This window comes from Vibrio sp. 14N.309.X.WAT.E.F5 (genome assembly GCF_030397615.1).
Lineage (GTDB): Bacteria > Pseudomonadota > Gammaproteobacteria > Enterobacterales > Vibrionaceae > Vibrio > Vibrio lentus.
The window spans coordinates 233,203-256,874 of sequence record NZ_JAPNXR010000005.1 but is presented as its reverse complement, the minus strand read 5'-3'; the positions used below and the strand labels follow the sequence as shown (position 1 = coordinate 256,874).

Genomic DNA, 23,672 nt, shown 5'->3' with positions numbered 1-23,672 from the left:
CGTCATGAAAGCTTCCAATCGCCGATTCCACATCAAGTCTTCAATCGCTACTTTGCTTGCCTTGTCTTGTGTGAGTAACACGATTCAAGCGGACGATCTGAGCTTGGCGTGGGACTGGCAATTGAGTGCAGAAGCGGTTGAATCGAGGGAGTCGCCATTCAGCCCTTTAGCGTCTGATAATCGTCAGTCATTCAATGGCTTGCTAGATCTTGAAGCTGGATACAACAATTGGCTTGGTCTGTTTGCAGTGAAAGCCAACGATATTTTGAGCAACAATCCTCAAGGGCAAGAGGCGAGCTTTGAGTCTGAATTTATTGTGCGTGAGTTGTTTTGGCAAGGTGGTGTTGAGCTGTCTAATTCAGCGTTCGGTGACCATTACCTCGATGTCACGCTTGGCAAGGTTCGTTTGGATTGGGGCGTGGGTTATGGCTATCGACCATTAGACATCATCAAGCCGTATCGACAAAACCCAGTGGGCATTGTCGCAGAAGAGGGCGCAGGTGTTGCCTCTGCGTCACTGTTCGATATGACAGGAGAATGGACACTGCTTTACAGTGATTCGTCATGGACTTCTCAAGACGTAAATGAATTCGAAAAGCAGAATCAGCAACAAGGATTTGGGTTACGTCGTTACAACCTAGTGGGTGATCATGAGTATCAGTGGGTCGCTTATTACGACGATGTACGTCACGGCTTGCTTGGGGCGAGTTTAGTGTCGGTGTTGAACCTCGCGTGGGAGTTTCATGGTTCGGTGGTCTATCAACGACAAAGCCTTGGCTACAGTCAGCCGGATTCAATGCTTAAACCGGTTTATCTTGAAGAGCAGGGCGAGGCTTATCAAGCGTTGGCAGGACTAACATGGGCCAATGACACGGGCCACAATGTGGTGTTGGAATACTGGTTTGATAGCCGAGCGTGGAGTGACTCTGAGTGGCAAAGCGCAATAGAAAGTGCCGAGTCTTTGTCAGTTAATCCGATAACAGCATTGTTGGCAGGTTCTTACGCGCAAGGTTATCAACACGCTAATTTGGTTCAACACAACATCATGTTTCACTGGTCTTTGGATTCGACACATGGCTGGCTTGAAGATATCACGCCGACATTCGACGTCATGTTGTCTCCACAAGATGGCGGCTTTATTGCTACCCAGTGGCTCAACTATCAGGCTTTAGATAATGGCAATTCATCGTTGGATTTGGAACTTGCTGCACGCTTTCTAGGCGGTAAAAGTGATTCTGCTTACGCCAACTTACCCGATAGTCATATGATTCTTTTAAATATCAAAGGACGATTTTAATGAACACTTCTTCAAACAGTCAGTTTTCATGGATTAAAAGCTTCACGCTGACCACTCTGTTTTGTTTCGTCATTGCTATCACCACTCAAACGATTTGGGGCGGAGACCTTGTGGTTAACCTCGCGATCAGTTTTGGTTTTGGTTACAGCGCAGTGGGTTCTTCTTTCATCTTAGTGAAGTTGTTCAAGAGGACATCACGAACGCTTGAAGTGGGTATCTCAATGGTGTTCGCGATGACCTTTGGTACCTTGAACGCGCACTATTGGTTGAACGGATATTTTGGAGCCAATATCTCTGACCTTAAATCCGTAGTCTTGCTCGGTGTGATCTTCTGTTCGGTTTGTTATTACTACTTCTATACCCGAGAGCAACAACTACGCGCTGATAACGAATTGGAAGTGGCCAAGCGTCGTCAGGCCGATCAAGAGAAGGTGGTGGTGCTGAGTCAGCTTAAGCAACTGCAAAGCCAAATTGAACCGCACTTCTTGTTCAACACACTTGCGACCATCAATGTGTTGATTGAGAGTGACAGCGCGAAAGCCAAGTTGATGCTCGAAAAACTGACTGACTTGTTGCGTGTGACTTTGAAAAACAGCCGCACCGAGCAATCGACCATCGCACAAGAGGTCGACTTGTTAGACGCTTATCTTAATATCCAAAAGATACGTTTGGGTGAGCGCTTAGCGTTCTCGATTGAAACACACGAGATTAGCGATTTGCAGGTGATTCCGCCGTTCTTGATTCAACCCTTGGTCGAGAATGCACTCACGCACGGTATTGAGCCCAAAGCGGCGGGTGGCCAAGTGAATATTCGTATTACTCAACAAGCCGAGCAGTTGAAAATTGAAGTGTCAGACAGTGGTGCTGGGTTGAAAACGCCCTCTGCGAATACTGACCACGGTGTTGGGCTAAGCAATATCCGTCAAAGAATCGAAACCCTTTATGGTGATAAGGCGAGTCTAACGATTACTGAACAAACTGAGGGCGGGGTAGTCTCGACGATCTTGTTACCGCTGGCTGACGCAGTTGTCTAGAACGACACACCAGAAAGTACAGAACAGTGACGAAAAATAGACGATTTACAGTGTGAATTTAAAGGATTAACCATGAATAACCCAGCAATACAGCCGAGCGTAACGGCGATTATCGCAGACGATGAAGCACTGCTAAGGCATCACTTAGACAAGAGCCTTGCTGAGGTTTGGCCGGAGCTGGAGATCGTCAGCAAGGCACAAAACGGTTTGGAGGCGATGCAGAGTATTCAGCAGCTTAAGCCCGATGTGGCGTTTCTCGATATTCGTATGCCTGAGCTGGATGGAATCTCGCTGGCGAAACAACTCAACAAGCTAGATTCGCCGCCATTGATTGTGTTCATTACGGCTTATGACGAATACGCAGTTAAAGCCTTTGAACATAATGCGATGGATTACCTGCTGAAGCCAATCAACGAAGAGCGCTTACTGGCCACATGTCAGAAGGTTCAAGCACGTCTGTTGAGCAATCAAACGCAAACAGGTAGCACTCCGGAACAGCCCGATATCACAGCGTTAATGGCTCAGCTTCAACAGTTATCGCAATCGACTTCTCAGCAAACGCAGCCTCCTTATCTCACGTGGCTCAAAGCCAGTGTTGGGGAAGACATTCACCTAATCGCCGTCGATGATGTGGCTTTCTTTAGAGCAGAAGACAAGTACGTCTCTATATTCAAAAAAGGCCAAGGCGGCTCTCTAGAGGAGTTTAGTCTTCGCGTATCACTAAAAGAGCTGATCGCCCAACTCAATCCTGATGAGTTTTGGCAGATCCATCGCTCGGTGGTGGTTAAAGTGTCGGCCATTGATAAGGTGAAGAAAGGGCTCTCAGGTCAGATGTCGGCTTATGTCTCCGGCGAGAAACTACCTATTAGCCGTGCCTCGCAAGCGTTGTTTAAGGGGATGTAGAGAACTAGCTTAAATGGATGCATTAGGCTCTTATTAAAACGCCACTTTAAATGAACACCGTCGATCTTACATAGCGCATGGTGATTTATAAAATGAAGATCTAGATCACAAAGGTATTCATCGAGTTAAATATTAAATAATAATCATTAACTCAATCTGTATATTGTCGATGAATGACATTAAGAGGTTGTTATGAAAACATATTATTTAGCGACGGTTCTATGCCTCACCTTAGTTGGCTGTAGCTCAACATCAAAAACCACCGAAACTCCAATCCAGCCGGATCCGGCATGGACATCAGGCCAGCTAGAAAATGGCCTTACCTACCATGTTTATCCAGATCATGAAGAATCTGTATCTGTGCGTTTAGTCGTGCACGCCGGTTCAATTCAAGAGACTTCTCAACAAGAAGGCTATGCGCACTTCTTGGAACACATGGCATTCAATGGCAGTAAAAATTTCTCTGAAAATGATGTGATTCGTCTCTTCGAAGATGCAGGCGCTAGCTTTGGCGCTGATATTAATGCTTACACCTCTTATGAAGAGACGGTATACCAGTTAGATTTGCCAGATAACATCCAATTGCAGTCTGCCCTGACGTGGATGCGTGACATTGGTGACGGTCTGGATCTATCAAGTTCAGAAGTTGAGAAAGAAAAAGGCGTGGTTCTTGGCGAGTTTCGTATGGCTCGCCTCGATGATAAGTCATTCGGAGAGAAATTCTTTGACCACTTCATTGAAGGCGGCCCGTATGAATCGCAAGATGCATTAGGCACTAAGCCGTCGATTGTGAATGCTACCCCTCAAGGCATCAGCAACTTCTATCAGACTTGGTATCAACCTCAAATAGTTGAACTGGTCGTTTCTGGTGATGTGGATATCAAAACCGTTATTCCACTCATTGAAGAGAAGTTTTCGAACTGGGAGCGTGGCGACACGCCGAGACCAGAAAAACAGAAAGTGACCTCGTTCAATGAAGATGATTATGTTGAGTACGCAGGAAGAGAAGCGCCAAGCATCACTCTGACGTTTAACCGAGGTTTAGATCGAGTTGAAAATCATGCTCAGCAGCATCAACGCTGGTTGGATGAAACCGCTCAACAATTGATTCGACAACGATTAGAAGCAGTATTCAATGATGCAGCGCTGCCGACTCAATGGATAGCGTCTGATGGCTATCGAATGGGTGCTCTGCACTATTCTTCAATAAGTGTTGGGTTTCCGGCTGGCGGTCGTGAAGTGATCCAACAAGATCTGCTTTCTACATTGGCATCACTGCGTGATTTTGGCGTTTCGGAAACGGATATTGTTGGCGAACAGCACTACTACCAAGACTTGCTGGATAACATCGAGCATGACTGGGATAAAATGGACAGCGTTGAACACGCGAACTACAAAGCAAGTGCGTTAGTCACTGATCGAATTGTCCAATCACAGAAAGACTACCAAGTCAGTTTGGAAGCCTTTATTGCTAACTTGAGCCTTGAAGTGATTAACGACAACATCAAAAACCTACTTTCTGATGATTACTTCCTTGTTATTGGTATGGATGACTCCGAAGACAGAACAGCGATCATCAATTCTCTAGATAGTTTAAAAGCCACGTATAGCGAGGCGGGAATTCCACCGCTTACGATTGGAACAGCAAGTGCCTTTGCTGTACCTAGTTCGCAAGGCGAGGTTGTGCTTGCTGAACAAATGTCCGTAGACCCATACATCCAAAAGTGGACGCTAAGCAATGGTATCGACATGTGGTACTTGCGCGATTATCTTGCAGGTGATGATGTTGGTGTGATGTACATGAGCCTCGGCGGAAAAGCCGCTTTGGATCCGAGCTTATACCCAGCCGTTGAAGTTGCGTTACCTACCTTCGCTCGAAGTGGTGTTGGTGAATTTACAGGTTCTGAGCTTTTAGCGTATTTTGATCGTGAAGATATTCGAGCCGATTCCTTTATTGGCAACACCCGCCATGGTATTGAATTTAGTATTAATAAAGATGGGCTTAAAGATACGTTTGCTGCGCTTTATACCTTCATCACTGCGCCTAAAATTGTTCCCGAGCAGTTAGAGGCCGTTAAGCAGGAGTTTGTACAAGGTCAAGAATCTTTCTTGAGCAGCCCTGTTGGCCAGTTTGAACGAGCGGTAAATCACAATATTTATCGTCAGGAAAGTGGTCATCATCTTGTTGACAAAGAGCGTGTTGAAGCGGTTTCTGTAGAAGATCTTAGTCATCTTCATCAGCAATTGTTTGGTCAATTGAGACATAACCAATTGGTGATTGTGGGTGATATCGACCCAAGTGAATTAAAGCCTTTGGTTCAGCAATACTTAGCTTCGATTCCATTAGAAAAAGCCGAGGTTCCTGACTTTAAGGTGGCTTACAAGCAGCCAACTGAATCACGCATTGATTTGGCCATCAACAATGTGAATAGCGCAGAGTACATCCTAAGAGTTATCTCTGTGCCTAATATTGAAGTTAAAATGTCGGCAAAAGATGTTTTCATGGAAGACTTACTGCAACGCTTGCTGGCGGCTCGTTTAGATACTTATATTCGTGAAGAGTTGAGCTTAGATTACTCGCCATACACGTATGCAAAGTTATTAGATAGCGAACCGAGCTATGAGTGGGTTATCGGGGCGATGGTAGCGCCGGAGAACGTTGATCAAGTCGAAGTGGCGATCGATAAGGTGATTACTGACCTTCTGCAAGGTGTCTCTGAAGAGGAAATGCGAGCGGTCGTGAAACAGTTCGAAGCTGATTTCACACCTCTAGAGAAGAGCTCTATCGACCAAGCGTGGTATGTGTCTCGTTATCTGCTCCATGGCTACGGTATCGAAGCTTTGTCTCAAGTAGAACGAGTGGCGAGATCGGTCTCTGTAGAAGAGATGAATGCGCTAGTGCAAAGTATCTTTGGTGAAAATAGCCGTAAGGTTAAGAACATCATGCGTCCTAAAGCCTAAAGCCTAAAGCTAAAAAAAAAACACTTAACCCAAAGCCAAGCGAGCACCGCTTGGCTTTCTTGTTTCTCCACCATTCATAACATCTATCCATCACCTGTTGTGAAGTCGTTTTAGATCTATGTAAATCTAAATTGCGAGGGTGCTTAATCGGTTGCATCGAATCATTTTCTAAAAAAATGTTTTAAATCAAGACAGCGTTTCATTTGTATTGTAGATTGACGATCTACGAGAATGTTGTTTGGATATTAGATTGCTTAAACTGGGTACCCGATTAGTCTTAATGTTGTTTTTACTGAGCTTTGGCTTAGTGAATTCTAACGGCTATTCGTTTCCTTCTAAGCCATTTCAAATTCATTCGGCTCAAGAGCAATCTTCGCAGACTAATCTTTGTAAACAGGCAACTGCGGATAATCCGTCGGCCTATTTAGAGTGCGATAAGGTTCAGTTTGGCACCACGTCATTAGATGACAGTTCCAACTATCACGACACTGAATCGAGCCTTCAAGCGACAGCCTTTCGACGTATGCTCAGCAATGAGCAAGAAAGCGTGGCCGACCTTGAGCCTGCTTATCATCTACTGATCGACTTCTCCCCCCCTTCAATACTGGCTTCTCTGCTCTTCAACACGCCGTTGTTGGATTCCAAGCAGCACTGGACCAGCATTGTGAGTTCTCCGTCCTCCCGGCTTTCTGGGTGGAAAGAGGGCAACATTCAATACTCGCATTTCCGAGAACTTCTTAGCTAATCGTTTGACCCTAAATTGGTCGTATCGATGGTCGCCTCGTGCCCGTTGAACTCGCCAATTAACCCAATATAGCGACACACAATTATTAGCCTCACTATGACTCAATCAGCTTGTTTTGGTTGTGACTAGCTGTCGTTCGTGTTCGCAAAACATTAGTTATACCAATAGCAGTAAATAACTGGCCATCCTAGCTGGTTAAAACGCTCGAACACTGCTTTTTCCCGGCGCTATTTTTGAGCACGTGTTTACGGTGATTGGTAAAAAGAAGAGATCTTGACTGTGAAAAAACGCATTCCAAGAAAACAAATAAACCACTACTCAAAGTGGAAATACGTGGTGCTTATTGCCACCATCATCATCATGATTCTAAGTGCTCTACCTTCTTGGTTTGGTGAGGACGCCTCGGTTCAAATCAGTAACCGCTCTGAGCAGACGATCGACGCCACTCAAGTCACGCAATATCTTGCTAGCGAAGGCATTCAAGCCAAATCAGCCTTTCAAAAAGACAAACGTTTAGTGGTGATCTTAGAAGACGCAGAGCAACAAGCGAAAGCCAAAGAAGTACTTAATGAGCGCTTCCTCGACAACGCGACGGTTGCGCTTGCTATGGAGCCAGCAGCACCTAAATGGCTGACTGACATGGGCTTTGCACCGATTCAGTTAGGTCTTGATTTACGTGGTGGTGTGCAGTTCTTATTAGAAGTGGACATGGAACCGGTTTACCACGCACAAGCTCAAGCGATGGTCGACGAGGTGACCAGTCAGGTGCGTTATGCACGCGGTAAAGTGGTCAACGACCAGGTTCAGTTTGATTTCCGTACCGACGCCGATTTCGAAAAAGCACAAAAGCTGATTCGTGAAGAGTTCCCACATTGGCTACGTGATCGTTCAGATAAGTCACTGACGTTAACTCAATCTGAAGAAGAGCAAAGAACGCTACGCAACCTAACCGTTCAACAAAACCTGCAAATCATGCGCAGCCGTATTGAAGAATTAGGCATCACTGAAGCATCGATTCAACGTCAAGGTGAAAGCCGTATCCGCATCGAATTGCCGGGTGTTCAAGACCCTGCAGCTGCGAAAGACGTGATTGGTGCTACGGCTTCATTAGCGTTCTATTCGGTGTACGACAATGCAACGCGCAATACTCAAACGCTAAAAGATACAGATGGCAACCGTGTCGTTGTCGCTCGCAAAGCAGTTCTGAGCGGTGAACATATTATCGATGCTCGTAGTGGCATTGGTGAGATGGGCAGCGCAGAAGTAAACATTACCCTAGATTCTTCTGGTGGTAAGAAAATGTCTGAGTTCTCACGTCATAACATCGGTAAGCCAATGGCAACTGTGTACAGCGAGTACAGTCGCGATAGAGCGGGCAACAGCAAGCAAGACAGTGAAGTGATCAGTGTGGCAAACATCCAGTCTCAACTGGGTAGCCGCTTCAGAATTACGGGTGCTGGCAGCTTGGCTGAAGCGCAAGAGCTTGCGTTACTACTGCGTGCGGGTTCACTGACTGCGCCAGTGACCATCATTGAAGAACGTACCATTGGTCCGTCTTTGGGTGCGGAAAACGTAACTAACGGCTTTGCTGCTCTGGCGCTTGGCCTTGGTCTGACTTTAACGTTTATGGCGCTATGGTATCGCCGCCTTGGTTGGGTTGCGAACGGCGCGTTGATCGTCAACATGACCACATTGTTTGGTTTGATTGCCTTGCTACCGGGTGCAGTCTTAACTCTGCCAGGTATTGCAGGCTTGGTACTGACCGTCGGTATGGCGGTGGATACTAACGTGCTTATCTTCGAACGTATTCGAGACAAGATGAAAGAAGGCCGCAGCTTTGCTAGCTCCATCGACCGTGGTTTTGACAGTGCGTTCTCTTCTATTTTCGATGCTAACGTCACCACCATGATCGTTGCTGTGGCTCTATATACCATTGGTAATGGACCGATTCAGGGCTTCGCTCTGACACTGGGCTTAGGCCTTCTAACCAGTATGTTCACGGGCATTTTTGCTTCACGAGCGATCATCAATTTGGTTTGGGGGCGTGACCAACGCCACGATGTAAGAATTTAAGCATGAGTATTTCGAATATGACTATTTCAGACCGCTATTTTTCAAATAGCAATATGACTCGCCTTCGTAAGGTGATGTCTGTGATTTCTATTGTGCTGTTCATGAGCTCTGTGATGCTGGTGGCGGTGAAAGGTTTTAACTGGGGCTTGGACTTTACTGGCGGTGTGGTTGCCGAGGTTCAGCTCTCTGATCAAGTCACCAAAGATGCATTAAAAACAAAACTTGATACGGCTTTCCAACAAGACGTTCAAGTGGTTGGTATGGCAGAGCAAGATCGCTGGACGATTCGTTACAGCCAACTGACAGACGCGCCACAGCCAAACCTAGTGGATGCTTTGTCATCGGTGAGTGATCAAGTAAAAGTGCTTAACAGCAGTGTAGTTGGCCCTCAAGTGGGTCAAGACATGGTAGACCAAGGTGGCTTGGCGGTATTGGTGTGTTTCCTAATGATCATGCTTTACCTGAGTGTACGATTTGAATGGCGTTTGGCGTTGGGTGCTCTTGCCGCGATCATCTATGACGTGACGCTTATCTTAGGTTTGTTCGCTTTTACTCAGTTTGAGTTCAACCTGACTGTATTAGCGGCCGTGCTAGCGATTCTCGGTTATTCATTGAATGACTCGATCATCATTGCTGACCGTGTGCGTGAAATGCTGCGTGGTAATCCAAACGGCGATACGGATAACCTGCTTAACGAATCGGTTAAAGCGACCTTCTCACGCACCATGGTGACTTCAGGAACAACTCTAATTACCGTCTCTGCGCTTTGGCTACTTGGTGGCGCTGCGCTGCAAGGTTTTGCTATTGCACTGGTTGTCGGCATTGTCAGCGGTACGTGGTCTTCAGTTTCTGTCGGCATCACACTGCCTAAGTTACTTGGCCTACAGCCTTGTCACTACCAAGTGAAAGCGCCAGTAGAAGTTGAGGGTGAGTACCCTTAGGTTATCTATTCGTTCACAGGACGACTTAGTAAATAACGTCAATAAAGCCTTTCGTTTATAACAAAACGAGGGGCTTTATTTTTTATAAGAGTCAGACAGTTAGCGAAAAGAGAAGCTATTTCAAAAAACGATGGATTGAATAGGCAACAGCGTGTGATATGAAGTATGTTTAGATGACGTCAGTAAAAATGAGGCAAAGGAATGGAATATCGACATCAATGTCATGTAGGCGACCATGGGGATGCACTCAAGCATCCAGTTTTAAGTGCACTGGTTAAATCATTAATGCAGCAACACTCACGCCTCAATGTTATCGACACGCACTCAGGTACCGGATGTTACGACCTCACCACAGCACCAAGCAATCACGCGGGCGAGTTTGCTGAAGGGGTCGGGTATCTTTGGCAAAATAAGGCTTACCTTCCAGAGTCATTCGCTTCTTTTATGTCGGTACTGGAATACTACAACCCGAATCGGCTTATCTCTTTGTATCCCGGTTCTGCTGCCATCGCATATCAACAAGGCCGCAGCCAAGACAGCTTCTATTTTTCAGACATTCAGCAAGACGAAGCCGACCTATTACAAACCAACATTGAGAAGCTGCAACGCGATCTTGATGTTTCAAGCAAGCTAACAATCACCGCAGGCGATGGGCTTAAAGCGCTGCCTGATGATGTAGCTAAGCACGATAATCATCACCTGATCGTTATCGACCCACCCTATGAAACCGATTCTGAATATCTTGCGGTGATTGATGCCTTGGTTAAGGCGTATCAACAATCTGAGAAGGTATCTGCCTTGATTTGGTACCCGCTTTACACGGATGACAAGAGCGCACTGATTCTGAACCACTGCGTGACAGCGGTGAAAGATGGTTTGCTGCCAAGTCCAATTAAATCTGAATTGCGACTAAGAGATCCCAAGGGTGATGATCGCCTGATCGGCAGTGGTTTACTGTTGTTCAATCCACCCCAAGGCATTGCCGGACAGGTTGCTGATACGCTTGATTATTTACACAGTCAGCTCGCAACCAATGGTGAGGGTTATTGGCAAATGAGAAGTCTATAAACCTGATTTATCTGGGGTTTGTGGTGTTTTTCTAGACGCTGTTCACTAAATCACTGTAACTAATGTGGTTTAAATTGACCAAACGCTAACTTTTATCGATTGATTAATGGCTGTGAATCATTTAAAAATAGAATATCAATGCGCACAGGTGCATACTGGCTCATAAGTTAAATAATTACCCCTAATTAATATCAGATTGTGGTTTACCCCCTAAACTGCATAAGGCTCGCACTAGTCACGCGAGCCTTTCTTTTGCCTGAAGGAAAACTTAAGGCATTGTTAGTACTTCAAAATCCACTACAACGCTGGATAATCGATGTAGCCTTTTTCGTTGCCGCCGAACAGAGTGGCGCCATCAAGATCGGATAGTTCACTGCCGTTTTGTAGGCGTGATACGAGATCTGGGTTAGCTACAAATGGGCGACCAAATGCGACAAGGTCAGCGTAGCCTTTGCTTAACACTTCTTCGGCGCGTTCTGGTGTGTAGCTGCCAGCGACGATGATTGTGTTAGAGAATAGTTCTCTTAGCTCTACACGGAAGCTTTCAGGTATCACAGGCGCATCATCCCAATCGGCTTCTGATAGATGCAAGTAAGCGATATCACGTGCTTGCAGCGCCTTTGATGCCTCTAGAATCGTTGGCACAATGTCTGGGCAGTTCATGTCTTTGAAGGTGATGAACGGGGCTAAACGTACACCCACTTTATCGGCACCAATCGCATCAATGACTGCATCCACCACTTCGATTAGAAAGCGAAGTCGGTTCTCGCGGCTACCGCCGTAGTTGTCGGTGCGCTTGTTTGAGTTGGTTCTTAGGAACTGGTCAATCAGGTAACCATTGCCGCCATGGATTTCCACGCCATTGAACCCTGCCTCGACCGCTTTTTTTGCTGATTCAGCAAAATCTTGAACCACACGATCGATATCGGTTTGGGTCATTTCTCTTGGTTGAATGCAATCCACCATGTTTCCGTTTCCATTCTCATCAGAGATCCAAACTTGAGTTTCTACCGGAGCCAGTGCCGAAGGCGCGATTGGCAGTTCACCTTTTTGAAAGGTAGGGTGTGATACGCGACCCACATGCCATAGTTGGCAGAATATCGCTGCGCCTTGTTCTTTAGCAGCAGAGGTAACACCTTGCCAGCCTTTCACTTGTTCGCTTGTGTAAACGCCGGGTGTGAATGAGTACCCTTGAGAGTCATCTGAGATTTGTGTCGCTTCAGTGATGATTAGTCCTGCACTGGCACGTTGTTGGTAGTAAGTTGCCATCATTTCATTTGGCACGTTTCCAGGTTGGCTTGTACGAGCGCGTGTCATGGGCGCCATAACCACACGGTTTTGTAGTTCTAGATCTTTGAGTTCTGCTGTTTTGAATAATTTGCTCATGGTATTTACCTTGTGTCGGTCATGTATTGATTGATTTAGCGTGCGGTGGTCACTATTTCGATTCCGCAGGGCTGAAGATAGAGTCGTTTTGTGGCTTTTCAGCTCGGTTGGCTTTTGCAATAAGCAACAAACCAATCACTGGGACAACAACGGCTGTGAATGGAATCATTCCTGCGCCTAGTTGGCTGTCGAGTACCATGCCGCCTAGGAAGCCACCGAAGGCATTGGCCAAGTTAAACGCTGAGATATTCGCGGTTGCTGCTAGCTCTTGGCCTTCGCCACCGTGGTTCATTACTCGAAGCTGCATAGCAGGAACGTTCGCAAATGATGCAATACCAAAGACAAATGCAGCTGCAACGAATAGGATTTTGTTGTCGACAACAAGGCCAACCACTACCAATGAAACGATCATCGCGATAGCCCAAAACATCGATGCTTTGCCTAAATCTTTGTCAGAAGAGCGTCCGCCCAAGGTGTTACCGATGATTAAGCCGACACCAACAATCACTAAGATCCAAGTTACTGATTCTTGACCGTAACCCGTGATGTGCATAGCGATAGGCGCAAGGTAGCCGTAAAGCGTCATGAAGCCAGACCAAGCAAAAGCGGTGATCGCCAAGCTGATGAGAAGCATTGGATTTTTGAAAGCCAACAGCTGAGTTTTGATGTCTTTTGCTTCGCTGTGGCCTGAAGATTTTATTGACGTTAAGATTGAAATCATGGCGATGGTGCCAAGTGCTGCCACGGTAAAGAAAGTGGTGTGCCAACCGAATTGTAAGCTCACCCAAGTTCCTGCAGGAACCCCAAGAACGTTAGCGAGCGTTAAGCCAGCGAACATCTGACCAACAGCACGACCTGCCATTTTCTCAGACACTAAATTGGTCGCGACAACGGCACCTATGCCATAGAAAGGACCTTGCACTAAGCCTGCGATAACGCGGCTTGCAAGTAGAAGTGGGTAGCTAGGAGCTAAGGCTGACAAGATATTGCCGATGATGAACAAAGCCATTAAGCCAATCAGTACCATCTTCTTGTTAAAACGTGCGAGGTAGATGGTTAAGATCGGGCCACCAATAACGATAGCTAATGCGTAAGCACTGATTAGGTATCCGGCTTGACCTTCGGTGATCGAAAGGGATGTGGCAATTTGTGGAAGGATGCCTGCAATAACAAACTCAGCGGTGCCGATGGCAAAAGCTGCGAGTGTCAGTATCCAAACTTGGAATGGGATCTTTTCTTTATGGATCGCTTCTGGTTTCATAGTGAAGTACCTGTGTTAATTCTTGTTTGTTAGGACGTTTAGATACACGCCCTAACGATTGTTCTTTGCTTCTTTGCGAAGTGTTAGCCGAGTAGAGCACCGCCATCGATGTCGATGATTGACCCCGTTACGTATGGGTTATTAATCGCGAATAGATAACCCATTGCGATATCTTTAGCCTCTCCGACTTTGCCTGCTGGTAGGTTGTTTTTCGCGTTGTCGTACATGGTTGAACGAGCTGAGTCATCCATATTTTTGTAGGCTTCAGTCATGGTAAGGCCGGGGCTGACGGCGTTGACTCGAATCGGTGATAGCTCTTTGGCAAGCACTTTAGTTACGCTCTCTAGCGCGGCATTAATCGCGGTTTTTACGTAAGTACCAGCAACCACTTTGCGTGACAGCATGCCCGTGGTTAGAGTGATTGAGCCGTTTGGAGTCATGTAACGTGCGGCGTGCTTGGCTACGTTTAAGCTTCCCCAAAACTTGGTATCAAATGCTGCTTTTGCGTCTGCGATAGCAACGTCTGTCACTTTTCCTGCGGGAGCGTATGAACCCGCGGTTATCACCAAGTGATCAAATGCACCGATCGATTCGAAGTATTCACAAACCGATTTCTCATTGCTGATATCAACGCCGGTGTGTCGGCTGGCAATGTGTACTGTGTTGTCTTCGTTTCTTAATTGCATTGCTAATGCTTTGCCGATACCTGATGTTCCACCAATGATGACGAATGTGTGCTTTTCTTGGTTTGTAAGTTCGTTGTTCATGTTCTGAATTCCTGCGTGTTCTGCTGATGGTTGCCATTATATTTATTCGACTAAATTTGATAATTGGTTAAAATATAAAATCATTATTCGGATTAGCTGAATAGTAGGAGAGGTTGATGGACAAGTTTTCAGATATGGCGATGTTCGTGAGCATTGTTAAGCATCACGGGTTAGCAGCGGCGGGGCGAGAGTTAGGGCTTTCTCCTGCGACCATGACAGCAAGGCTTCAGGCACTGGAAGAGCGTTATGGTGTGAAGCTGCTGAACCGAAGCACAAGACATGTGTCTTTAACTGACTCTGGGGAGCTGTATCACAAGGCGTGTCTGGAGATATTGGATAACGTTAGCGAGGCTGAAAACCTGATTCAAAATGGCGTCAAAGAGGTTAAAGGCCCACTAAAGATTGCAGCACCTAAAGACATCGGAAAGCAGTACATCCTTCCTATTCTGTCGGAATTTTGTCAGCAGTATCCAGACGTTATTCCCTACTTGTATTTGAATGACAACCTATCGAATATCGCCGAATCAGGCATGGACATCGTGATTCGCTACGGCGAATTGGTTGATAGTAGTTTGATCTCTAGACGTTTATCACCAAGCCGACGAGTGCTGTGCGCTTCACCAGAATATCTTGCCAAACACGGTACGCCGATCAAGCCACAAGATTTGGTTGAACATGACTGTTTGGCTATGCTGCGTAGCAATGAAGAGCTCAAGACATGGCACTTTCAAGATCATGACATGAAGAAGGCTGTGACGGTTGTGCCGAAGCGATTTTCAGATGATGGCGAAGTGATTCGATACTGGGCATTGCAAGGAGAAGGGATTGCGTTGAAGTCGGTACTCGATGTGCAAGATGACATCAATAACCAACGCCTTGTGACGCTACTTAATGGTTACATGAAGAACTTCAACACCTCGACTTCAGTATCGAGCGCCGACTTGAATGTGGTGTATATCAGCAAGAAATATCAGCCGAAACGTATTCGACTCTTCTTAGATTATCTTCTTGAGAACTTCACTGGTTTGGTCGAGAGGTCAGGCTGAGAACAATTATTGTTAATTTATCGATAGTGAAGCCCCAATGCTGGCCAGCTTTGTCTGGCGGCAAATGTTTATGATGAGAGGTCTGTCAGTGAAAAGACCTCTTCATCCAAGATGACACCATTCCTCTCTGTTCGTCACACGTTCGTACTTCATCCATATTGAAATATATCCTCCTATGTAATCCCCTTTTGTCGTTAAAAATAGAGGTCGGAAGGAAAGATCAAGCTGTCTTCTCGCAAGTTTAGGTGAGAGATTGTCCTGTTTTATAAAATCTTAATAATCAATGTGTTAGTAAGGAAGCCTTTGAGTTGTCATTTGAGTTTTTTATGATTTAAAGCTCATGTAATTATTCAGGTTTATTAATTTCCTCGTCCAGAGCCTGAATAAATCACGACGTCAAAGAAACTCTCGTAGAGCTCTTTTTCTACCTAATGGGTCATTTGTTGTCTTTTTTATCTATTTAACCATCTAATATTTATCAGTTTTTTCTTTATCGGCGCCTTTCCTATCAATGGTGTATCTCTCACAGAATTAAAATACATAAGCCAATAGTTGTGACATTGAATTTGAGATAGATTCTCATTTGGGAACATTCCCGCTAATAAATATAATAATGGAGAAATATAATGAAAAACGTTCTTGGCTTCGTGACCCTTCTTGCTGCTTCTTTTGTTCACGCCGAAGACGCTATAACTTTCCCAACTCAACAAGCTACTGAGGTGAATGAGTCGATAGTCTTTCCTACCGTTCAGCATCCAATCGCGTTAGTGGGTGGGTACGAAATAGAAAATGGTATTTTGCATTCTCGCACTTACGATTGTGGAATTAATATCAGTGATCTAAACCTATCGGCACAACTTGTCTGGGAGGGTGCGACACCGAAAGTGATGATTGTTGGGGATGACCTAATTATGTGTCGTTCACTGGCTAATAGTCCGTTTGAATTAGACATCAACCCGGTATTAAATCAGCTTCCGAATCACGACCTATATCGTTTAGAGCTCGCGAATCATGTCATCTTGAACCGATAGTTTAAGGAGAAAACATGACCTGTCATTATGTCAATGAGAGTGAAAGTGAGGTCGGTGTTAGCACCGGCCCTACGCGGCCCCAAGTTGCCATTTTCGGTGCTGGGATTTCTGGCTTAGCAGTGGCTCATAATTGTGTAAAACAAGGCTTCGATGTGGCTGTTTACGATAAGGAGCTCTACACCGGAGGAAAATGTGTTGGAACGGTGGATGAGGGAGGCTTGGTTCATGAGCTTACTCATCGACAGTTTTTCGCCAAAAACTACAACTTGATAAATTTCCTTAAAGAGGTTCCTCGTGAGTCTGGTAATTGTTTAGATTCACTGTATCCCCAGAATATGGTTCAGTTTTCTTGGGCGCAAAAAAATAAGACGATACAGTTTCAACGCGGGTATTTTTCCCGCTTTGAAAAGCTATGGGACGACGCAAAGTCTGCGTATTCAATGCTTTATGCTCAAGTTCCCATAAAGGACACGCTTTGGTTTAAGCAAAGGTTACAGAAACCGTATTCGATGGAGGAACTGCTTGGGGTTCCTGTTAGTGAGTTTTTTTCTTATGAGTCTAGGCCTGGACTTGCTGGCTTCCTTCGTTCGGTCTTATTAGGTTGGATTGGAGCAACGGATGATACGCCAGCGTTGGCAATTTTGGATTTGCTCAACAATAAAGATGGAGAACTGCATGCCTCTGCTCCCGACGCGTACAGTTTGGGAATGAAAGAACCGATTAGTGATGCGCTTATTAATCCGTTGACTCACCATCTTAAAATGCAAGGCGTTCAATTTCACTTAGGCTACAAAGCCAAAGCCATTTATCCCAATAAAAAACGAACTCGGATTGATAGTGTGCTGCTACATAATGATTGTCGTGTCTTAGCTGATTATTACGTCTTCGCGCTTCCCGCTCACGTTATCAAATCTTTATTCTCAGAGATCAGTTCAGTATTAAATTATGAATATGTACTGAGCCACGGGTTTCAGTTCTATTTCTCTCAAGTCCCTTCGATATTGAAGAATAGGACGGTGGGATTAGTTCTCGATTCTCCTTGGGGATTGAGTTATCACGTGACGACTCGAAGTACGTCTGAAGGAGAGATGACATGTCTATCGGTAACAGCGACTGATCTCGATAAGGCGCTCGGTCTCCTTTACCAAAAGCCGATGTTGTCTTGTACAGAGAAGCAGATAAAAGATGAATTACTGTTCCAGCTTTTTGGGCAATTAGATTTACTTGACCATTCTGCTTATCAAGGTTTCAGAGTTGGCCTTGGTGCGAAAATGGTGACACCTCAAGAATTGGAAACCTTATATTCCGATTACTTTTGTGGTGATGTGGTGACCAATGAGCGTGGGCAATCCCGTTATTGGGTTCTGCAACACGCATTAACTCAGCCAACAGCTCAGAATTCGCTATCAACAACGATGAATAACTTTTCTAACGTCTTTTTTAGCGGTGAGTATCTGTCTGATCCAAGACAAACTTGGCGAGTCCCCGTTACGCTGGAACGATGCATTGAAACTGCCAATCTATGTGCTGCAGATTTGGTTGAGCGTGTCTCTTCTGAGCGCGAGGAGCGTCGATGAAATCAAGTGTCTATTCTCCTTTATCATCCGGGCTATTTTTACTTATTTGCCTAGTGTACGGCACTGGCTTCTATCTACTTGTGCAAAGCTCGATTTGGCTTGCACTAGCTCTGACTTTAGTTTTGCCTGTGTTGTTCTGGCCGTTGACAAAACCAGTCGAAAACTCCAGTGAGATAAAGCGAATCCTTGGTCTCGAAATGGGGTTTAACCTACTGTGTTTTATGGCGGTGAGTCAGTGGGTGAGTGTCGAGTATGTCGATAAAGGTTTGGTCGTGTTTTTTGTCCTCCAGTCTGTTGGTTTTGTATTGGTGCAACTCAACAAACAGGCCTACCAGTCGATGTTTATCTCAATGGTGCTCGCGGCTACAATTGCGTATTGGGTATATACGGGTGAACAAACCTTGCTGTTAGGAGAGGGCAAGATTCTCTTATTTGGTGAAGTGGTTCCTTGGCAATTAAAAGTGATTTATGGCTTTTGGTTAATTCAATTGCTGTTGGTGGAGTATCGCTCAGTTTTGCCGAAACTTACTCTCGCTATCTGCCATATTGCATCCTTTATGATAGCGATGGGTGCGGAGGATTTTTTCCATGCTCGTATCGTGACAGCCTGCCACCTTCTGTTTCTCAGCTTATGTTTCGATTTTAAGCGTTTAGATTGGGGAGGGAAGGACTTTGCTGTATCAAATCGATTAAGCCGCTTTATTCAATTGCCAATAATTAGTAAGACGCTCTCTGGACTGATTCTGGGTGTCGTTGTTATCACTTATCTCGGAATTTTCTTTATGTAACTTGGTTCCGTTTTTCAATATGGAATGACGTGGGTGTTTAACTTGCCTCAAACTCTCCACGCCATTCCGAGGCTCCTCTCTTAACCCATGATGGATCTCTCGAACTCAACGTCAGCTTAAGGACAGAGTTCATTGAACTGGTTATGATGCGCGCAGTACAAGGACGTGATTGGAGAGAGAAATGAAAGTCGTCGGTAACACGGTTATCCAACTTTTTCACAAGGCAACCTGCCACTGTGGTGCTGTCGAATTGGAGCTCTGCCTACCTAACGGAATAGAAAAGCCGCGCCGTTGTGACTGTTCTATCTGCCGTCGTAGAGGGGCGATTGTGGGCTCTGTGGCTTTGGATGGTATCAAGATCCTCAAAGGTGCAGAGCATCTCAAGCTTTATCAATTTAATACCAATACCGCGAAGCATTATTTCTGCTCAAACTGCGGTATCTATACGCATCATCAACGCCGTTCAAGCCCCAATGAATACGGTTTTAACATCGGTTGTTTGGAAGGGGTCAACCCTTTTGATATCGGCGATGTGGTGACTAACGATGGTGTCAATCACCCTGCTGATCGCTAAATAACTCGTCGTTTGAGAACCAATTATTTGATAACTAATGGATAGAGGAAGGGATTATGTCTGAATATAGTGCGGTGATTCGTTGGGCTCGTGGTGACGATGAAGCCTTTAGTGACAACCAATACAGTCGTGGTCATACGTGGGAGTTCGATGGTGGTGTCACTGTGCCTGCCTCATCGTCACCTCATGTTGTGCCACTGCCGTTTTCAGTTGAGGCCAACGTTGATCCAGAAGAAGCCTTTATTGCGGCACTGTCTAGCTGCCATATGCTGACGTTTTTGGGCATTGCTGCAAAGCAGAAGTATGTAATCGACTCTTATGTGGATGATGCAGTTGGTGTGCTTGAGGAAGATGAATCAGGCCGCTCATCGGTCACTAAGGTGACTCTGCGACCTGACATTGTGTTCTCAGGATCTAAGATACCAACCGCCAAACAACTCGACAAACTGCATCATTTGGCGCACAAAAACTGCTTTATCGCCAACTCGGTAAAAACAGAAATTGTGGTAGAGGCTAAAGCCTAAGCAACGCTACCCCATCATAAGTAGCGTCATTAAGCATGCGTAACGTTATCAAAACCAATTGGCAGTACGCGCTTAGCTTTCAAAGGCACTGTAAACCTTATTAATGAACAAATCCTTTTGCTTCATATTGAGCAAAGGTTTAAAGGTTGTAACAGCAAAAGGCATCTCGGCAACGCCGCTTTTTGGCCCTGTTGGAATCAGTGCCATTAATGGATTTCGCTTGTAACCTTTTGTCGATTTGCTCTTTAGCTTGTTGCTGATCAGGCGAGCGAGGTACTCCCCTTGTTGCTGAGCAAGATACCCCAGCTTTGCTTCGCCCACATCGGCGACATCACCGAGTGCGTATAGGTTGTCTTCTCCTGACACCTCTAGCTGGCTATTCACTTTGACGAAGCCTTTGTTATTTAACACGTGTGGTAACTGAGCTTGCAGGAACTCACTATTGGGTAAGGTGCCAACCGCCTCGAATACGATGTCTGCGGTTGCCGTTTTACCGCTTCGTTGGTCGATATAGCTTCCCGAGATGTTTTGGTAACCCGTGTTAAACTCTACTTCGACGCCTAGTGCTGTTAATTGCTGAAATGCGACTCTTCTAGTTTTGCTCTTGAAGCCATCAAGCAATGCTTCACCTCTATGTGCGAGAACCAATTTTTTTCTAGGGAAGGCGTGTGCGATTTCTCCTGCCAGTTCCACTCCCACGACCCCGCCACCAATGATTAATATGTTCTCTGCATTTTGGATGTTTTGATTGTGCTGTAATAGTTCGTTGCTGCGATCGGTTAGGTTGAACGCCGAGCTCGATTTCGCGATTGGCATGCTCGGGTAGCGAGTACCTGAAGCAATGATCGCCATCTTAAAGTCAATGGTAGTTCCATTATCCAATGTGGCTTGGTTACGTGTTAATTCGCTGACACCACTTTGAAGAAAAGCGCCTTTCAAGAAAGATTGGTAGGGCTTTCTAGCATCGTCTTTGGTCACCGTTGGTGCAGCAGCATTACGAAGAGTCGCGTAGGTCACTTCAAAGTAGTCTTTTTTATCAACCAATAACGTGCTCACGCCTTTTTTCTCAAGCTCTTGCGCGGCTGCTACGCCTGCGAAACCACCACCAATAATGAGTACGTCTACCTTTTTCATATTTTGCCCTTTATTCATACTTTGTCTTTTTTGCAGCAGGTCGTTTGTCGACCACAGAAGCCACTTAGGGGAAATAGCTTAGTGCGTTTCATATTTGTAATAAATGAGCGAAAATAAAACGGAGGTGTGCATTTTTGCAACGTACAACTTCGAGAGGCAGATAATTGAAAAGGCGAGAAAATGGATAAGTGGAATGAGATAAGAACAGCCTATAAGCTAGCTCAACACCAAACACTGAGTGCGACCGCTCAAGAAATGGGCGTGCACCGTTCAACCGTGATGAGGCATATCGACACTCTCGAAGCTGAGCTTGGTGTGTTGTTGTTCCAACGAAATGACAAAGGTTATTTACCGACCGAAGCCGGGCTAGAGATCATGCGCTTAGGTGAGGTGACAGAGAATCACTTTTCGCAACTGGGCGCACAAATCAAAAGTAAAGAACAGGCACTTTCTGGCACGTTAACTGTTACTGCAATAAACGATATGGCAAGTATGCTGATGCCTGTTATCCAACAATATCAGCGTTGTTATCCCAATATGCGTGTTGATTTTATTGGTGATTTGAGGAAGTTTAATCTTGAATATGGTGAGGCGGATATTGCGATTCGTAGTGGCGATAAACCTACGACGCCAGACAATATCGTGTTCCCAATCGCCAGTGTGGAGATGGTGTTGTGCGCGCACAAAAGCTATATCGATCAGTATGGATTACCGCAAGACAATAACTGGCAGCAGCATCGTTTTATTGCCATGAAAGAGAGGCCGCAACATCTGCTGTGGAATGAATGGATCTACGACACGGTTCCAGAAACGCAGGTTGTATTTCTGTGTTCGAGTGTTCAGGTAGCCGCACGAGCTTTGGAGTCGGGGTGTGGTATTGCGGTTATGCCTAGGGAGTTTGTGGAGAGAGATGAGGATTTGATCTCAGTTTCTTCCAGTTTGGTTTGGCCGATGCCTGTTTGGGCTTTGGTGCACCGCGATATGTATAACTTGAAGAAAATCAGAGCCTTTATAGAGATTCTTAGGGGCGATCAGCAAACGCCCACTCACTTTAAGATATAAATCGTGTTTTTAATGACGTTTTTTTGTGCATTTTTCGTCTTTTTCAAAAAAGAAAACGTCTTACTAATATGAGTGTGATCGGTTTGATTACAAATTATCGAATGTAAACTTTGGGAAATCTATATGACCAGCTTTAACAGTGCATCTAACTACGGCGAAAATGCGTTTATTAAAAGTAAACCGCAGATGCTACAAGGTATCTACAACACCACTGATGTCTTCCCATATTGGGTGGCTGATATGGATTTTCAGGTGGCAGAGCCGATCACTCAAGAGCTGAATCGTTTGGTTGAACGTGGTGTGTACTCTTATGAATTTCATGAGCAAGCGGTGTTTGAAGCGCTGTCGCAATGGTATTCAAAGCGTCATGGTTTGAACCTATCTGCTGATAAGTTCGTTCAGGTGCCGGGTGTGCTTTCTGGTATTGCGTTGTTACTGCGCCAGTTCACCAATGAAGGTGATGGTGTGCTAATCCATACGCCAGCGTATCACCAGTTTTCTAACTTGGTGAACAAGGCTAATCGTCAGATGGTGAACAGCCCACTGATTAATGATGAGCAAGGTTACCGCATTGATTTCGATGGTATGGAACAGCAGATAATCGAACACAAAGTAAAAACGATGATTTTCTGCAACCCGCACAACCCAACGGGTCGTGTGTGGACGCAGCAAGAAATTGAACACGTCATCGAGATTGCCAAGCGCCATGATGTGCTGATCATCAGCGATGAAATCCACTCAGACATTATCTTTGAAGGTCACGCTTTCACGAGCTTGACCAGCTTTGATTACGACAAGGTCATCACCTTGATTGGCTCTCCGGCGAAAACCTTCGGCATGCACAGCATCTCAAACGGCTATGTGTACACCAACAACAATGAGCTATTTGAAGCGTTCAAAACCAATGTCGCGGCGATGTATCTTGACCATGGTAATGCCTTGACGACGTTTGCGACGATTGCTGCCTTCGAAAAGGGTGAAGAGTGGTTAGATGGTATGTTGGCGTATCTGCAAGGCACAGTTAAGTGGATTACCGAATTTGCAGAGCAGCGAATTCCTCAGTTAAAAGTCTTCCAACCGCAAGGCACTTACCAAGTGTGGTTTGATTTTTCAGGCTTAGGCTTTTCGGAAGATGAATTGAAAAGTGTGGTGTTTGAACAAGCTAAAATGGGGTTAACGCCGGGCGGTTGGTTTGGCGCTGAGAGTTATCATTTTATGCGAATGAACATCGCCACCTCGCGTGACAATATTGAGCAATCATTTACTGCGTTGGCTGATGCGATTGAGGGTTTTGAGCGAGGAAGTCAGGATAGTTCAAACTGCTGCGATAAAGGCGATTCAAAAAGCTGCTGCTGATTATCCATGTTGAATTGAAAATGCTTAGCCGCTGATGCTGATCATTAGGCTGTAAAGTACGAAAAACCGCGAGGCTGCTTCGCGCATCACTGGCGGTTTTTTTGTGTCTGTGTAATTCTAAGCATGATTTTATTGAGATGGAAT

Annotated in this window: 20 protein-coding genes; 16 read left to right on the top strand and 4 right to left on the bottom strand. The window is 45.4% G+C overall.

Going from position 1 to position 23,672, the window contains the following annotated elements; translation table 11 throughout:
* Positions 1–4 precede the first annotated feature (4 nt).
* The 8 genes from OW495_RS08630 (at position 5) to rlmJ (ending at position 11,022) form a co-directional block, all read left to right on the top strand.
* Entirely contained in the window at positions 5–1,297 is a 1,293-nt protein-coding gene (locus tag OW495_RS08630; RefSeq protein ID WP_289886032.1) for a hypothetical protein, read from the top strand.
* Positions 1,297–2,331 carry a sensor histidine kinase gene (locus OW495_RS08625; RefSeq protein ID WP_289886031.1) on the top strand — a complete coding sequence of 345 codons (1,035 nt, stop codon included), beginning with the start codon at positions 1,297–1,299 and terminating at the stop codon, positions 2,329–2,331. The genes OW495_RS08630 and OW495_RS08625 overlap by 1 nt, the downstream gene beginning before the upstream one ends.
* A gap of 72 nt (positions 2,332–2,403) precedes the next feature.
* Entirely contained in the window at positions 2,404–3,234 is an 831-nt protein-coding gene (locus OW495_RS08620; RefSeq protein WP_289886029.1) for a LytTR family DNA-binding domain-containing protein, read from the top strand.
* A 192-nt stretch (positions 3,235–3,426) separates the two neighbouring features.
* Positions 3,427–6,195: a M16 family metallopeptidase gene (locus OW495_RS08615; RefSeq protein ID WP_289886027.1), complete on the top strand. Its 2,769-nt coding sequence runs from the start codon at positions 3,427–3,429 to the stop codon at positions 6,193–6,195.
* A 280-nt stretch (positions 6,196–6,475) separates the two neighbouring features.
* A complete protein-coding gene (locus tag OW495_RS08610; RefSeq protein WP_029235766.1) occupies positions 6,476–6,940 on the top strand; it encodes a hypothetical protein in 465 nt (154 codons plus the stop codon).
* Between the two features lie 273 nt (positions 6,941–7,213).
* Complete coding sequence (secD, locus tag OW495_RS08605; RefSeq protein ID WP_289886026.1) at positions 7,214–9,013, top strand: protein translocase subunit SecD; 1,800 nt, start codon at positions 7,214–7,216, stop codon at positions 9,011–9,013.
* 2 nt (positions 9,014–9,015) lie between these two features.
* Positions 9,016–9,954 carry a protein translocase subunit SecF gene (secF, locus tag OW495_RS08600; protein WP_017111302.1) on the top strand — a complete coding sequence of 313 codons (939 nt, stop codon included), beginning with the start codon at positions 9,016–9,018 and terminating at the stop codon, positions 9,952–9,954.
* 201 nt (positions 9,955–10,155) lie between these two features.
* Entirely contained in the window at positions 10,156–11,022 is an 867-nt protein-coding gene (rlmJ, locus tag OW495_RS08595; protein WP_289886024.1) for a 23S rRNA (adenine(2030)-N(6))-methyltransferase RlmJ, read from the top strand.
* A gap of 297 nt (positions 11,023–11,319) precedes the next feature.
* Here rlmJ and OW495_RS08590 read toward each other — a convergent pair whose 3' ends face one another.
* From OW495_RS08590 to OW495_RS08580, 3 genes are all read right to left on the bottom strand, one after another.
* Positions 11,320–12,408 carry an alkene reductase gene (locus OW495_RS08590; RefSeq protein ID WP_289886022.1) on the bottom strand — a complete coding sequence of 363 codons (1,089 nt, stop codon included), beginning with the start codon at positions 12,406–12,408 and terminating at the stop codon, positions 11,320–11,322.
* 52 nt (positions 12,409–12,460) lie between these two features.
* Positions 12,461–13,669, bottom strand: a complete 1,209-nt coding sequence (locus tag OW495_RS08585) for an MFS transporter (protein WP_289886020.1) — start codon at positions 13,667–13,669, stop codon at positions 12,461–12,463.
* Positions 13,670–13,752: 83 nt separating this feature from the next.
* Positions 13,753–14,436: an SDR family oxidoreductase gene (locus tag OW495_RS08580; protein ID WP_102314790.1), complete on the bottom strand. Its 684-nt coding sequence runs from the start codon at positions 14,434–14,436 to the stop codon at positions 13,753–13,755.
* 116 nt (positions 14,437–14,552) lie between these two features.
* Here OW495_RS08580 and OW495_RS08575 point away from each other — a divergent pair, with 116 nt between their 5' ends.
* The 6 genes from OW495_RS08575 (at position 14,553) to OW495_RS08550 (ending at position 19,976) form a co-directional block, all read left to right on the top strand.
* Positions 14,553–15,482: a LysR family transcriptional regulator gene (locus OW495_RS08575; protein WP_065105070.1), complete on the top strand. Its 930-nt coding sequence runs from the start codon at positions 14,553–14,555 to the stop codon at positions 15,480–15,482.
* A gap of 626 nt (positions 15,483–16,108) precedes the next feature.
* Entirely contained in the window at positions 16,109–16,513 is a 405-nt protein-coding gene (locus OW495_RS08570) for a hypothetical protein (RefSeq protein WP_017107995.1), read from the top strand.
* 14 nt (positions 16,514–16,527) lie between these two features.
* Positions 16,528–18,090, top strand: coding sequence for an NAD(P)-binding protein (locus OW495_RS08565; RefSeq protein ID WP_102513744.1), 1,563 nt, complete (start codon positions 16,528–16,530; stop codon positions 18,088–18,090).
* Positions 18,087–18,878: a hypothetical protein gene (locus OW495_RS08560; protein ID WP_102513745.1), complete on the top strand. Its 792-nt coding sequence runs from the start codon at positions 18,087–18,089 to the stop codon at positions 18,876–18,878. Before OW495_RS08565 ends, OW495_RS08560 begins: the two co-directional genes overlap by 4 nt.
* Before the next feature lie 181 nt (positions 18,879–19,059).
* Positions 19,060–19,452, top strand: a complete 393-nt coding sequence (locus tag OW495_RS08555) for a GFA family protein (RefSeq protein ID WP_102513746.1) — start codon at positions 19,060–19,062, stop codon at positions 19,450–19,452.
* Between the two features lie 56 nt (positions 19,453–19,508).
* Complete coding sequence (locus OW495_RS08550) at positions 19,509–19,976, top strand: OsmC family protein (protein WP_076667397.1); 468 nt, start codon at positions 19,509–19,511, stop codon at positions 19,974–19,976.
* Between the two features lie 72 nt (positions 19,977–20,048).
* On the opposite strand, the gene OW495_RS08545 is transcribed toward OW495_RS08550, so the two are convergent.
* The gene (locus tag OW495_RS08545) at positions 20,049–21,110 is read right to left on the bottom strand and encodes an FAD-dependent oxidoreductase (RefSeq protein ID WP_157939942.1); all 1,062 of its coding nucleotides are present in this window, start codon (positions 21,108–21,110) and stop codon (positions 20,049–20,051) included.
* A gap of 180 nt (positions 21,111–21,290) precedes the next feature.
* On the opposite strand from OW495_RS08545, the gene OW495_RS08540 reads away from it, so the two are divergent.
* Both OW495_RS08540 and OW495_RS08535 read left to right on the top strand, forming a co-directional pair.
* The gene (locus OW495_RS08540) at positions 21,291–22,172 is read left to right on the top strand and encodes a LysR family transcriptional regulator (protein ID WP_102513748.1); all 882 of its coding nucleotides are present in this window, start codon (positions 21,291–21,293) and stop codon (positions 22,170–22,172) included.
* A gap of 123 nt (positions 22,173–22,295) precedes the next feature.
* Complete coding sequence (locus tag OW495_RS08535; protein WP_102513749.1) at positions 22,296–23,528, top strand: PatB family C-S lyase; 1,233 nt, start codon at positions 22,296–22,298, stop codon at positions 23,526–23,528.
* Positions 23,529–23,672 lie beyond the last annotated feature (144 nt).